Here is a 13652-nt window from a genome sequence, read left to right as displayed (position 1 = left end):
CCTTTAGCCAGTATAATCAACATTAAAATCAATATTAGCCAGGTTATGAAAATGTACAACATAGCTTTTGTCTCCTCTCCTTCAAATTCCCCTTATTTTTGTACAAAGGTTTTCCGCCTGTTTGTCCATTGTACTGCCATCCCGCTTTCGATAAACTGATCACATTCGAACTAAATTGATAATGATTATCATTATCCAATAAGTAACCAGTTACGGGAGGAACCCAAACGATGAAAGCAACACGTAAGCTCGGTACCCTTACACTCATGATTACCCTGATTGGAGCACTGTTATCAGCCTGTGGTAGCCAAGCAGAACCATCCACTACAACCGCTGAAGCAAAATCAGGTGAGTCTACCACCTCTACTCAAGCGGAGTCCGGACAAAGTGAAACCAAAAGTTACACCGACTCCCTGGGCCACACGGTAGAGATTCCGGTTAACGCCAAACGCATTATTTTCACAGGCAGTGATCTTGGAGACTTGCTCGCCCTGGATGTTAAACCTGTAGGAGCGGCCCTGGGGATCATTGGTGACCAGATCGCGTATCCCGAATTACTGGATGGCATTGAAGATGTAGGCGACTTGCAAGGTGATTTGGAGAAAATCACTTCACTAAGTCCTGATTTGATCCTGTTGGATGCTGGCGGCAGTTATTATGAAGAGAACCAATATACCTTGTTGTCGAAGATTGCTCCGACAGTAACCTATGACCGTCTGTCAACCAATGAACGTGTGAAAGTCTTCGGTGACATTCTGGGGAAAGAGCAGGCCGCCGAGGACTGGATCGAAACCTATGCAGAGCAATTCGAGCAAGTACGCAATCAGCTTGATTTGCCCACAGGTGTTACCGCATCCGTCTTTCTCCAGCTTGGCAAAGACATGTACGTAATGGGCAACAGCGCACTTGCCGAAACGGTGTATGATACATTGCAGTTTACCCCTGCTCCCAAAGTAAAAGAATCCCTGATTGATAAAAATGAACCATTTGCCAATATCTCCAGCGAGCTGCTGCCGGAATTTGCAGGAGAATACTTGTTTGTGCTCACGGATCTGTCAGAGGAAGAGCGGAATAACAGTGACTCCATCATGACGACCGATATCTGGAAGTCCATCCCGGCTGTCAAAAATAATAAAGTCTACTATCTTAATACCAAATGGAACTTTGATGATCCAATTACCAAAGAACGACTGATGGACGAGCTGCCTTCAATACTAGGTAAATAACACAACCATTCCCGAAGCGTGATGTTCCTCTGGATAAATCATTTTCCACAGCAGCATGAACTGCAGAAATACTATTGCCCTCCACTTATGACCGGAGCATTCCCTGGACACAGGAGCCCTCCGGTTATTTGCCATTGAAAAAAAACGATTCTTTATATACAATCAACTATAATTGATAACTATTCTCAATAAATACGCCATGAAAAGAGGATTCCGTGTTGAGACGACCGGCCCAGAATACTTCGGAACTTCTGTCTCTATCCTATGCCAACTCTCGATCCCATTTGCTCAGCAATCTGCCGACATCAAACAACTCCTCCGTTTTTGAAAAGCATTCTCTGCTCTCGTTTACATCGGGAAAAGGAACTTTATATATACAGGACATCCCTGTGCCCGTCAAAAAGGGAACCACCTTGCTCCTGCATCCCCGGACTCGGATTCAATTAACCGGCGACGAACAGTTAGACGGAATCCATATCTCTTTTGACGTATTTGCCAGAGGCTGCAATCAACCAGCAACTGCTTTGAACAGTCTTTTTCCTTACGGGCAACCGATTCCTATTCGGCCGTTCGCTCAATATGTTCATTTGCTTGAACAACATGCTGGATTGGAAGAGTACACATCAGATGAGCTGCAACAGTTCAGACAACAGATTATTGTACAGGAATTGATCGTGCTTTTGCTGGAAAACGCCCAGACCGTTCGCAAAAATCCCCATCCGGATGAATCGGTGCGTGCCACCATTCAATATATCGGGCAACATTATACCGAATCACTTACAGTTGAACAACTTGCAACACAAGCCGGTATGGCACGTTCACAATATAGTTCACGCTTCCAGAGCATAACGGGGTATAAACCGCTGGACTATATTACCCGGTTACGAATCGAACAGGCCAAAACCCTGTTGATGCGTACAGATGATCCTTTACGAGAGATCGCTCGCAGTGTAGGGTTCAGCGATGAGTACTATTTCAATCGGCGATTCAGCCAGATGACGGGATGTTCACCCAAACAATATGTTCGTCAGCATCGCAGCGACAGAAGTTTTATATCCACCTGGAACGCATCTATAACTTCTCCTGACACTCGCTCGGAAAACCTATGGCCTGCTCCTCCCGTACAGGCACCATCTGACTCAGAGCATGCAGCTGTTCCATCCTTTCCATCGACTCAACCCGTTGCTGATCACCTTGTGCTTGTGCCATCCAAATCGACATCACACTCTCCCAAAATTGTCACAATGGGCAGTATGGTCGGACACATACTGACACTGGGCATTCGACCTGTTGGCGCAGAGCTCACCATTATCCGTCATCAAGTCGTGTACCGGAATCAATTACAGCTGATTGAAGATGTCGGTGTGATCAACAGTGCTTCGGTTATTGCAGGTCTGGAGCCTGACCTTATTATCTATGAGCATCGATCAGATGCGATGAAAGAATTGCTTGAACAGGTGGCGCCAACACTAACGATTAATCCTGCAAGTAATACCGCCGAGCAGCTGCGCTGTATTGCGAAGCACGTGGGTGAAGAGCAGAGAGCGGAACAATGGATTGCTCATTATGAAGAGAAACACGAACAGATGTGGAGACGGCTGGGCAGAAAAACCGGAACGGAAGAATCAGCCACTGTACTGCTTGATTTGGAAGGAGAATGGTATGTCATGGGGATTCAGGGATTTCCACTAACACTCTATCATCCTCTTGGGTTCACCCCTCCCGAGAGAGTGGCCTCACTGATGAAGAACCAGGTTCGGTTTCTCCAAATTCAGAAGCATGAACTTGCTGATTATGCAGGTGACCGCCTTTTCGTATTAACCTCCAGCCCCCGTCGTCATGACGCCCATCTGCGACAACTTCTCGAACAGACCAGCTGGGCTGATTTACCTGCCTCAGTCCGTGCACACACGTATACGACAAACGCAAAATGGAACTTCGATGACCCAATCACCAGAGATCGTTTGCTCAAAGTCATGCCACGTATTTTAAAGCATCCACTAACTTAGATACGTAAACGTAATTTGCTGCTCCCGCCAACAGGCATAACGTGATATAAAAAAATACAAAAAAAAAACGCCTTCGCTTACTCAGGATAATGAGTAGATGAAGGCGTTAATTTTTAATTTATATACAGCTTTCTTATATTGCTTCCACAAACGCTCAGTTACGTTCAGGCACCAAACTGTGCATAATGCAGACGGCTGTATACTCCACCCGCTTGAAGCAACTCCTCATGTCTGCCCTGCTCCGTGATTCCCTGTTCGGCAACAACAATAATGCGATCCGCATTTTTGATCGTAGCCAATCTGTGGGCAATAACCAGGGTAGTCCGTCCTTCGGACAATTCCGCAAGGGATTGCTGGATCGCCGCTTCTGTCTCCGTATCCAATGCAGATGTAGCTTCGTCCAAAATTAGAATCGGAGGATTTTTCAGGAACATACGCGCAATGGACAAACGCTGTTTCTGTCCGCCGGACAGTTTCACACCGCGTTCACCAATTAACGTATCCATTCCTTCCGGCATGGAAGTGATCAGTGTTTCCATCTGTGCACGACGAGCTGCCATCCAGATTTCTTCTTCTGTTGCATCCAGCTTGCCATACGCAATATTCTCACGAACTGTTCCATCGAACAGGAACACGTCCTGCTGAACAATTCCGATCTGACTGCGCAATGAATCCAGCGTCATGTCTTGAATCTCCTGACCATCGATCGTGATGCGACCTTCCAGCACATCATAGAAACGAGGCAGCAGACTGCACAGCGTTGTTTTCCCTGCACCGGATGGTCCTACAAGGGCCACTGTTTCGCCGGCTTGAATATTCAGATCAATCCCTTTAAGAACAGGCTCCTGGTCCGAATAGCCAAAGGTCACCTGCTCATATCGGATATCTCCACGCAGATGAGATACTGTAGTGGCACCTGGTCGATCTTCAACGTCCGGCGCCATATCGAGCAATTCCGTATAACGTTTGAAACCTGCAATCCCTTTTGGATACGTCTCAATAACGGAGTTGATCTTCTGAATAGGTGTCAGAAACACATTGGACAGCATAATAAATGCAATAAATTGACCGTAGCTCATACTGCCATTAATGACAAACCATGTGCCACATACCAGCACAAAGAGGGATACCAGCTTCATCAGCATATAACTGATGGAAGAGTTCCAGGCCATGATTTTGTACGCGATCAGTTTGGTCTGACGGAAACGGCTGTTGTTTACAGCGAATTGTGCTTTTTCATGCTCTTCATTAGCAAAAGCCTGAACCACGCGAATACCACTTACATTGTTTTCTACACGTGCATTGAAATCTGCTATATCCCCGAACATTCGGCTAAATGCCTTGGACATCTTGCTGCCAAAATACAAGGATAGATAAATAATGAGCGGCACGATGATAAATGTTAACACGGCCAGATTTCCGTTAATGCTCATCATGATGCTGAATGCACCGATCAGCGTCATTACTGCGATAAATACATCCTCCGGACCATGATGGGCAATCTCGCCAATATCCATGAGGTCATTGGTCATACGAGAGACTAAGTGTCCGGTTTTGGTATTGTCAAAGAAACGGAATGATAACTTCTGTACGTGATTAAAGAGCGCTTTACGCATATCGGTCTCGATGTTAATACCAAGTTTATGTCCCCAGTATGTAACAACAAAGTTGAGGAACGAGTTTAATAGATAGATCGCGAGCAGGGCAAGACATGCCCATAATATCCAGTCCCAGCGTCCCCCTGGCAAAAGGTCATCCACGACTCTATTAACTGCCAGCGGAAAGGCTAGTTCCAGCAGAGCTACGAAAATCGCGCAGCTAAAGTCCAGAATGAACAGCTTTTTGTAAGGCCTGTAATAGGCAAAGAAACGGCGAAGCATGGACTGAAGCCCTCCTTATAGCAACCATACCACATGATTGCTTTCTATTTCGTTTTGCTCAAGAGATACAGGAAGTACGGGGCACCAATGATGGCAACCAGAATACCTGCTGGAATCTCTGAAGGCTGCAAAATTACGCGTCCCAGCGTATCTGCAACAAGCACGAGCAATGATCCGACTAATGCAGATGCAGGCAAAAGGAACTGATGTTTTGGTCCCACGAGACGACGTGCCAGGTGTGGGCCGATTAGACCCACAAAACCAATGCCGCCACTGACGGATACGCATGATCCGGCCAGTCCCACGGCAGCAGCCAGCAGGATCAGTCTTTCACGCTCCACCGGTGCGCCGAGACCACTCGCTGTTTGATCACCCAGGTTCAGTACATTGAGCACACGGGCTTTATACAGAACAAGCGGCACAAGGACAATGAGAAACGGCAACAACGCCGTTACGAATTTCCAGTTGGAACCCCAGATGCTACCTGCCATCCAGGTGGCCACAAATTGATACTTCTCCGGACTGAGCCGAAGTGTTAGTACGATCATGGCTGAGCTGATTCCTGCCGCTACACCAATCCCTGTAAGCAACATGCGCGTAGGCATGAGACCTTCTCCCTTTTTGTAAGAGAGCACATAAATCAAAAATGCAGCAAACGTTGCACCGATCAGAGCCAGGATTGGCAGCAAAAATACGGGAGCCGCCGTTGTTGTCGGGAAGAAGGAAACAAACAACATAACAACCAATCCGGCTCCAGCGTTGATACCGAGAATTCCTGGATCAGCCAGAGGATTTCGGGATACCCCCTGTAGAATACAACCGGATAGCGCAAGTCCCGCACCAACCAGAACTGAAATGACGATACGCGGCAAACGGAATTCAAACAAGATCAGTTCCTGCTTAGCAGTCCCACCGCCAAACAAGGTCCGCATAACCTCAAGCGGAGAAAGCCGAGTGAACCCTGTATTCATACTGATAATAAAAGCCGTAATAATCAACGCACCAAGCACAATCATGACAATGGTGCTTTTTGTTCTCTTTTTGCGTTCTGCTCCAACCAGAGTTGAGGATTCCATCGTTACAGAGTCCTCCTTTCTTTACGCGCCAGATAGAGGAAGAAAGGTACCCCAATTAGGGCAACCAAGGCGCCAATTGGCGTCTCATATGGCGGGTTAATCATACGTGCAGCCAGATCCGCGAATACGAGCAGCAGACTGCCCATCACTGCGGAACATGGAATAATCCAGCGATAATCGACCCCAACCAATTTACGTGTGAGATGGGGAATGATAAGACCTACAAAACCAACAGCACCCACCACGGACACGGCTGTACCCGCGAGGATCAGTACAACAATCAGACCAACCAGCTTGATCAAGCCAGTACGTTGACCCAATCCAACGGCGATATCTTCTCCCAAGCTAAGCAGCGTAATGGAACGAGAGATAATAATCCCTGCAATAAGCGCCGCCAAAACCCAAGGGAACATGACCTCTAACTGGGACCACTTCGTCCCGGCTACACCGCCAGCTGTCCAGAAAGCGAGGTCTTGTCCAATTTTGAAATACAGTGCAATCCCTTCACTGAGTGCTGATAACATCGCAGACACTGCCGCCCCCGCCAGAACGAGCCGGAGAGGTGTAAGTCCGGATTTAGAAGCTGCACCGAAACCGTAGACCAACAGAACCCCAAGTCCTGCACCAACGAAGGAGTACAGAATGATATACATATATGGCATGCCTGGGAAAAAGGCAAAGCAGACAGCAAGCGCAAATCCCGCGCCAGCATTCAGTCCGAGCAAACCGGAATCTGCCAGCGGGTTTCGGGTCATCCCCTGCATAATCGCACCGGCTACAGCGAAGCAGGCACCGACCATCGCTCCGCCAAGAATACGTGGTAACCGAATCTCCCATATGATCTGATGCGGAGTCAGTTCAGGATTAAAGTTGAAAATGGCCTCCCATACAACGCCCAGCTTAATATCTGCGGCCCCAAACGAAATGGATAACGCCATACCCAGCGCGAGCAGCAGAATCCCCCCGGTCAGGATCAATGTGGCAGCCCAGGGACGAGTGTGGATTTTGGCTGTCGGTGATTCCGTAGGTTGACTTGCCGGTGAAACTTTCGAACTCATATGCCCCCACCCTTGTTATGAGTGGTGTAGACAAATCCTATGTACATAACATTCACCTCTCTATTAATACAAAACTGATATTGATATTGATTCTCATTCCCATAGACCATTGTATGTCAACTAACTGTCGCTGGCAATGGACAAATGGGACATGTTTATTGCATAAATGAATTTTTGTACTAAAAAAAGCTGCATGGAGTATAAGAACTCCAATGCAGCACCTTGGTTATTAAAATGAATTAACGACTATGCACCGCAATCAATGCTGCCAAGACATCAGGCACATCCGTAATGATTCCCATTACACCCATGTCGATCAGTTCCTGCATCTGGGCAGGATCATTCACCGTGAACGGATGTGTTGCAATTTCCTGAGCCAGTGCAGCAGCAACTTCTTCTTGTGTTACAGCCAGCTTATAGGGATGCAGAGCAGAAGCTTCCAGTTTGGCCGCATAATCATATGGGCGGTACAGCTTTTCCATATATAGAATTGCTGTGCGAATTTCCGGGGCAAGACGTTTGCATCTCACTAACGAAGCATGATTGAAGCTGGACAGAATAACCTGTTGTTCCATGTCCCAATCCCGAATCGCTTGTATCAACTTTTCTTCCATTCCTTTATAACTAACAATACCATTTTTCAATTCCAGGTTAAGTAAAATGTCTTTTCCCCGAACCAGATCAAATAATTCTTCCAAAGATGGAATGCGTTCTCCAGCAAAATCGGCACGGAACCAAGCTCCTGCGTCAAGAGTACGCAATTCTTCAATTGATTTATCCTTGACCCAGCCTTCTGCTCCAGCAGTGCGACTTAACGTCTCATCATGTATCAGTACAAGTCTACCATCACTGGAAAGCTGGACATCTGTTTCAATGCCTGTTGCTCCAAGCTGCAAGCTGCGTTCAAAGGCCACCATCGTATTCTCGGGACATACGGCGGATGCTCCCCTATGGGCAATATTTTCAAATCTTTTCATTCCAGCGCCTCCTGAGTTCAACATTAACTCTATGATTATCACTATAAACGCAGTTTGTCATACCTGTATTAACAGAGCGTTTAATTGTATGCTCTGTCCGTGTATAGGGCAACATCTTGGGGGCTGGGGATTCACTCATTTTGTGAACTCAATCTGTAACGCAGACATAATATAGTATCAGTCATAGACAACTGCACTCCGCTGTAAGGAGGTCGTTCATTGAAACCCCTAACGAAGAATAGATCTGTATCTTCCCAATCTTCCTCCAAAAAAGCTCCCTTACCCAGAATTTCTGCCAAAAGCAGATCCGGCAAACCCAGCAGCAAAACAAGAACGCCCCCCGGACCACGCCAATACATGAAAAAGGCATCCGTTCGAGGGCTGTCTGTTCCCGACAAAACAAGTAATCAATCATCTGTTATTAATGAACAGAGTCAACTGGATAAGTTGGCTTTTATCGCTGCCATCCTTGCTCTTATTGCGGCTGCTATTGGACTATACATTGCCTGGAGAACACTCAGTTTGCCGGGTGATACTGTGGTAACGGTCTAACCTCTCTTGCCCTGCTCTGTCTCTCTTTTCCCTAGAGGCGGAGTTCTTTTTTTGCAGACAAAAAAACCGTTCCCCTGAGACGCCGACCGTACCGACGTCTCTTTGGAAAGGCCATTTCTTCACCGGGCATTGCTTCAGCAACTATGTCACTGTCCCGGAATGGCTGACCGAATTACAGTACGAATGTACGAGAGATGATAACGAGCAGGATGAACAACACCAGAATCGCGCCTGTTGATGTCCATGCTCCACCGCCAAAGCCGCCGTATCCGTAACCGTAACCTGTGCCTTTGATTTCGCTCATGAGTGACACTCCCCTCTTTTAAGAAAGTACACTATAGACTATGTTTGGAGAGGGAACTTGCTTGGGCACATCGGAAAGTTTTCCGTTGGAGCGGGTAGTTACTTATCCTGAAGCTGAGACCACTTCTGGGTCAATTGTGCCGGAATATAGGAGGACATCCGGTTCAACAGTTCAGCCGGATCAGATTCAAGACTCCATAGACTGAGATGTGAAGTATTGGAGAATCCTTCATGCACGCTGTGCTCAACCATTTTCATCAACGGCTCATAATATCCGTTTACATTTAACAAACCGACGGGTTTACGATGAATGCCAATTTGTGCCCAGCAAAGAACCTCAAATAGTTCTTCAAATGTACCCATACCACCAGGAAGAGCCACAAATCCGTCGGATAGTTCAGCCATCGTTGCCTTGCGTTCATGCATCGTTCCCACTTCAATCAGCTGCGTAAGACCTCCATGTACGACCTCTCCTCGGAACAATCCAGTTGGCATGACACCAATTACTTCTCCACCTTGCTCCAGAGCAGCATCCGCGACTGCACCCATTAATCCCATACATGAACCGCCATAGACGAGTGCGTACCCATTATCGGCGATCTGTTTACCCAATTTAATAGCCTGCTGTGTATAATCGGGGTGATTTCCCGGGTTGGAGCCTGCAAAAACACATATACGTTTCAATGGGTTTCACTCCTTCTCATGATCTTTTAGATTGAACTTAAGAATATTTACACTTGCCACTTCGATGACACTCTCTACGTTCTCGTATAAATATTTAGTTCAATTTATCTATTTTAATAATATATAACATGAATGTTATGGGTATGTACAACAGGTTAACAGAACCAATAGACAAAAAAACACCCGACCGTTTGCAGCCGGCCGGGCTCCCATAATTAGTACACATCATTTAGAAGGGGTTGTTACTGTTTACTATAAAGGTCGAACATTAAATCCATATGATCTTTGCATGAAATGAATATTAAATATCAATGGACTTATCGTATTCCACGCCGTGAGCGTACCACAAACATATGCTTGTCCTTGCGAAGTATCCGGCCGTCTGCAAGCTCAACCTGATCATCATCATGACGTATAATCGTGGTGGATAATGCTACAATTTTGGCACGACGCCAAATCATAACCTGTGATTTGAAATAGATGGCATTTTCAAATTGCACGGCCTTTTTCATCACATATCCAACCTTATGCACCTCGGATCGCGCTTTTTTCAAGGGAAGGCTCTCTTCAGGCAGAGGCCGGATCATTGCGATATTGTCGAACGATACCTTGATCCGCTTGGGTCCGATTCGTACACAATCCGCTTCTTCATCCCACTCGACCAGCGTTCCTTTCAGTGGCTCTCGTATGCCGGTTGCACGATATACGGCTACTTTCCGTCCTACCCAATGTCGCAATGCCATCGCCCCCCGTTTGTCTAGTTTTCCGGTATCGTCCAATCAATCGGTTCAATACCTTTGGAGGTCAAAAATTCATTGGCTTTGGAAAAAGGACGACTGCCCAGGAAACCACGATGTGCTGCAAGCGGACTTGGATGCGTAGACTCCAACACCAGGTGTTTATCCCGGTTAATGAATGCCCCTTTCTTCTGGGCATGACTGCCCCAAAGCATAAATACCATCGGTTCTGAACGTTCATTCAATGCCCGGATAACAGCGTCTGTAAACGTCTGCCATCCCAGTCCCTGATGGGAGTTTGGCTGTCCTTCCCTTACCGTCAGAACCGCATTAAGCAGCAGCACGCCCTGCTCTGCCCAATGAACCAACGATCCGTGATTCGGAATCGGCAGACCCAGATCCGCGTGAAGCTCCTTATATATATTTTTCAAAGAAGGAGGAATGCGCACCCCCGGTCTGACCGAGAAACTTAATCCTTGAGCTTGACCTGCTCCGTGATAAGGGTCCTGACCGATTATAACGGCCTTGACCTTATGATACGGGGTCAGTTTAAGAGCCGAGAACAAATCTTCCTTGGGTGGAAAGATGGTCTGTGTTTTGTACTCGGCGGCGAGTGCATAACGAATGTTGTTGAAATACTCGGCTTCAGTCTCTTCCTGAAGTACCGTGTCCCAATCATTTTCAAACATATGTAAAGGCTCCTTTCCCTGATGAATACATATCCGTGCAGTCCACATAACGAACTGCCACCTGCGTGAGCCGCATCCTACGACTCATAGACTATCCACCATTTTAACATAACCGGGGACAGCAGACCAGAAGTGTACATCAGGGGATAGGTTACCTGTATAACTAACGTTACTTCAGAGTGACAATGGAATACCTAACGCTGCAAATTGATGCGCATTGATTCTGTACTATTCAGACTTGAACGGGTACGCCTTCATCTTTATTGACCAATAGAGTGCTTATTCTTCTAAGTCCCTCTTCAAGAACCGAACGCGGACATGCCAAGTTTAGACGGATACACCCGCCTCCATTAGCTACAAACATATGCCCATCTTCAAGTAATACCCCCGCTTGTTCAGCGAAAAATAAAGGCAGGTTTACATTTGAGGGGATGTATGCCGTAATATCAATCCATGCCAGATACGTAGCCTCCGGAACACGAAAGACTGCCTGTGGCAGATAACGCTTCACATATTGATCCACAAAGGCAAAATTGCCATCGAGATACGTTTTCAGCTGTTTCAGCCATTCGTCGCCATGTTCGTAAGCCGCTTGTGTTGCAGCAATGCTCAGCGGATTTTTGAATCCATAATGCCGTTTCTGCCAGATCGTTCGAAGTCCTTCATTTGCAATAATCACGTTGGAGAACATTAGGCCCGCCATGTTGAACGTTTTGCTTGGAGACATACAGGTAATGATTCGATCCGTATCCGGGAACAGCTTGGCAAGAGGTGTATGCTTCTTACCTGTACGCAGCAAATCACAGTGAATTTCATCCGATATTACCCACACGTTATGGTTCAGACAGATCTCACCCACACGTTGTAACTCTTCTGTTGACCATACGCGTCCAGACGGATTATGGGGATTGCAAAAAATACATAACGTGACTTGTTCATCACTGGCTTTGGCTTCAAAATCTGCAAAGTCTATTGAATAATGTCCCTGCTCGTTGATCAAATCTGAGCAAACTAGTTCAAGATGATTATGCTCTGCAGCCGATTTAAAATAACCATAGGAGGGTGTCACAATCAACACCTTTTCATTCGGTTTGCAAATATATTCAACTAATTCATATAGAGCAGGAATGATCCCATGTGATGTCTCCAGATACTCCTTGGGAAAAGACCAGTCGTAGTATCTGTTCATCCAGTTGGAGACAGCTTCGTAGTATGCCGGATCGAACACCTGGGAGTACCCCATAATTTTCCGGTCCAAACGTTCTTTAACTGCTTCCCGTATTTCGGGAGGTGTGGCAAACTCCATATCTGCAATCCACATGCGAATAAACTCTTCATCCTTAAAGGGAAATTTCATATCTTCTGTTGCATTAAAAATATATTGACGGAAACCATCCGTATTCATGGCATTGGTTCCTGTGCGATCAATAATCTCATCAAAATCATATTTCATAGCCTTCTGCGCCTCTTTCTCTCTGTTCTCCATCCTGGGATGAGGTTCTATAGATACATTATTTCATGGCTCAGAAGTTCCATCAAACGCAATACAATCTATTCAGAAGAAACAAATTGATTTTAATGTTTCTTCTGAATAGGTATTTTCATGAAAAAAGTGTTATATTTTTCGTATAGATTGATTTTACCAAGGGGTTTCACCTTTTCTCATATTCTTAAGAAACTTAAAAGAAGGAGATCCGATATGAACACCATCAACAAAGAAGTCGGCAAAAAAATCCGTAATTTTCGCAAATGGAAAGGGTTAACGGTCCAGCAGCTGGCGGATCAGATTCACAAAAGTAAAGCTACTCTGTCCAAATATGAGAGCGGTGATATTACACTTGATGTGGTTACGCTGCATCAAATTGCTGATTCATTGAACATTCAGGTGGAGCAGCTGCTGTATATCGAGCCCAAGCAAGCCTCTCCTCTTATGAATACGGTACCGTCCAGCTTTTTCAAAAATTCCACGCGGTTTTATTCGTATTTTTATGACGGGCGCAATAACAGCCTCATTCGTTGTGTCATTGACATGATGGCACAGTCGGACGCGAATCGTTATCGAACCGTGATGTATATGAACGTCAAGAATTTTGAAAATTACCAAGAATGCGAAAATATGTATTGGGGCCACACCGAGCATTACGACACACTCACCACGCTGATTCTGAAAAATCAGGCTACACCGCTGGAGAATCTGTATATTAACATCCTGGCATCTTTTCAGGAATCCGAGAAAAAGTGGGGGTTGATGGCAGGCGTTTCCTTCCGTCCCTTTATGCCCATCGCTTTGAAAATGCTATTCTCTCGAACACCCTTGCCTGAGAACCATGAGTTATATAACGAACTGAAAATGTCTAAGGAAGATCTGCGCACGTTAAAGATCTATAATATGCTCGCCGTTACCTAAACCTCAACAGAAGCTGATTCATCAGAGTGGATTGGACAGAACCCCCTGTATAAC

13 protein-coding genes are annotated in these 13652 nt (G+C 46.1%); 4 read left to right on the top strand and 9 right to left on the bottom strand.

Annotated elements, in window-relative coordinates; genetic code table 11:
* The first annotated feature begins 230 nt into the window (after positions 1–230).
* Both MHB84_RS22400 and MHB84_RS22395 read left to right on the top strand, forming a co-directional pair.
* Positions 231–1226 carry an ABC transporter substrate-binding protein gene (locus MHB84_RS22400; RefSeq protein WP_076288183.1) on the top strand — a complete coding sequence of 332 codons (996 nt, stop codon included), beginning with the start codon at positions 231–233 and terminating at the stop codon, positions 1224–1226.
* 215 nt (positions 1227–1441) lie between these two features.
* Entirely contained in the window at positions 1442–3235 is a 1794-nt protein-coding gene (locus tag MHB84_RS22395; RefSeq protein ID WP_083678796.1) for a helix-turn-helix domain-containing protein, read from the top strand.
* A gap of 164 nt (positions 3236–3399) precedes the next feature.
* On the opposite strand, the gene MHB84_RS22390 is transcribed toward MHB84_RS22395, so the two are convergent.
* From MHB84_RS22390 to MHB84_RS22375, 4 genes are all read right to left on the bottom strand, one after another.
* Positions 3400–5115: an ABC transporter ATP-binding protein gene (locus tag MHB84_RS22390; RefSeq protein WP_076288181.1), complete on the bottom strand. Its 1716-nt coding sequence runs from the start codon at positions 5113–5115 to the stop codon at positions 3400–3402.
* Between the two features lie 44 nt (positions 5116–5159).
* On the bottom strand, positions 5160–6191 hold the full coding sequence (locus MHB84_RS22385) for a FecCD family ABC transporter permease (RefSeq protein WP_024631187.1): 1032 nt from the start codon (positions 6189–6191) through the stop codon (positions 5160–5162).
* Between the two features lie 2 nt (positions 6192–6193).
* Positions 6194–7249, bottom strand: coding sequence for a FecCD family ABC transporter permease (locus tag MHB84_RS22380; protein ID WP_063565538.1), 1056 nt, complete (start codon positions 7247–7249; stop codon positions 6194–6196).
* A 239-nt stretch (positions 7250–7488) separates the two neighbouring features.
* Positions 7489–8226, bottom strand: coding sequence for a glycerophosphodiester phosphodiesterase (locus MHB84_RS22375; RefSeq protein WP_076288180.1), 738 nt, complete (start codon positions 8224–8226; stop codon positions 7489–7491).
* Between the two features lie 219 nt (positions 8227–8445).
* Between MHB84_RS22375 and MHB84_RS22370 the strand changes: the two genes are divergently transcribed.
* Positions 8446–8778, top strand: coding sequence for a hypothetical protein (locus tag MHB84_RS22370; RefSeq protein WP_076288179.1), 333 nt, complete (start codon positions 8446–8448; stop codon positions 8776–8778).
* A 172-nt stretch (positions 8779–8950) separates the two neighbouring features.
* Here MHB84_RS22370 and MHB84_RS22365 read toward each other — a convergent pair whose 3' ends face one another.
* The 5 genes from MHB84_RS22365 to MHB84_RS22345 form a co-directional block, all read right to left on the bottom strand.
* On the bottom strand, positions 8951–9082 hold the full coding sequence (locus MHB84_RS22365; protein ID WP_211754062.1) for a YjcZ family sporulation protein: 132 nt from the start codon (positions 9080–9082) through the stop codon (positions 8951–8953).
* 98 nt (positions 9083–9180) lie between these two features.
* Positions 9181–9765, bottom strand: coding sequence for an LOG family protein (locus tag MHB84_RS22360; RefSeq protein ID WP_076288178.1), 585 nt, complete (start codon positions 9763–9765; stop codon positions 9181–9183).
* 317 nt (positions 9766–10082) lie between these two features.
* A complete protein-coding gene (locus tag MHB84_RS22355; protein ID WP_125477324.1) occupies positions 10083–10508 on the bottom strand; it encodes a hypothetical protein in 426 nt (141 codons plus the stop codon).
* Between the two features lie 14 nt (positions 10509–10522).
* Entirely contained in the window at positions 10523–11191 is a 669-nt protein-coding gene (ung, locus tag MHB84_RS22350) for a uracil-DNA glycosylase (RefSeq protein ID WP_076288306.1), read from the bottom strand.
* 232 nt (positions 11192–11423) lie between these two features.
* Positions 11424–12644, bottom strand: a complete 1221-nt coding sequence (locus MHB84_RS22345; RefSeq protein ID WP_076288177.1) for a MalY/PatB family protein — start codon at positions 12642–12644, stop codon at positions 11424–11426.
* Between the two features lie 246 nt (positions 12645–12890).
* Between MHB84_RS22345 and MHB84_RS22340 the strand changes: the two genes are divergently transcribed.
* A complete protein-coding gene (locus tag MHB84_RS22340; protein ID WP_076288176.1) occupies positions 12891–13598 on the top strand; it encodes a helix-turn-helix domain-containing protein in 708 nt (235 codons plus the stop codon).
* Positions 13599–13652 lie beyond the last annotated feature (54 nt).

Source organism: Paenibacillus sp. FSL F4-0087 (assembly GCF_038020215.1).
GTDB classification, from domain to species: Bacteria; Bacillota; Bacilli; order Paenibacillales; family Paenibacillaceae; genus Paenibacillus; species Paenibacillus taichungensis.
This window is presented reverse-complemented; position numbering and strand designations above follow the sequence as displayed.

Bases quoted from the DNA above. Each gene is read 5' to 3' on its own strand.
- MHB84_RS22380 (WP_063565538.1), bottom strand. From the start codon at position 7,249: ATGAGTTCGAAAGTTTCACCGGCAAGTCAACCTACGGAATCACCGACA.
- MHB84_RS22340 (WP_076288176.1), top strand. From the start codon at position 12,891: ATGAACACCATCAACAAAGAAGTCGGCAAAAAAATCCGTAATTTTCGC.
- MHB84_RS22365 (WP_211754062.1), bottom strand. From the start codon at position 9,082: ATGAGCGAAATCAAAGGCACAGGTTACGGTTACGGATACGGCGGCTTT.
- MHB84_RS22345 (WP_076288177.1), bottom strand. From the start codon at position 12,644: ATGAAATATGATTTTGATGAGATTATTGATCGCACAGGAACCAATGCC.
- MHB84_RS22400 (WP_076288183.1), top strand. From the start codon at position 231: ATGAAAGCAACACGTAAGCTCGGTACCCTTACACTCATGATTACCCTG.
- MHB84_RS22385 (WP_024631187.1), bottom strand. From the start codon at position 6,191: ATGGAATCCTCAACTCTGGTTGGAGCAGAACGCAAAAAGAGAACAAAA.
- MHB84_RS22390 (WP_076288181.1), bottom strand. From the start codon at position 5,115: ATGCTTCGCCGTTTCTTTGCCTATTACAGGCCTTACAAAAAGCTGTTC.
- MHB84_RS22355 (WP_125477324.1), bottom strand. From the start codon at position 10,508: ATGGCATTGCGACATTGGGTAGGACGGAAAGTAGCCGTATATCGTGCA.
- ung (WP_076288306.1), bottom strand. From the start codon at position 11,191: ATGTTTGAAAATGATTGGGACACGGTACTTCAGGAAGAGACTGAAGCC.
- MHB84_RS22375 (WP_076288180.1), bottom strand. From the start codon at position 8,226: ATGAAAAGATTTGAAAATATTGCCCATAGGGGAGCATCCGCCGTATGT.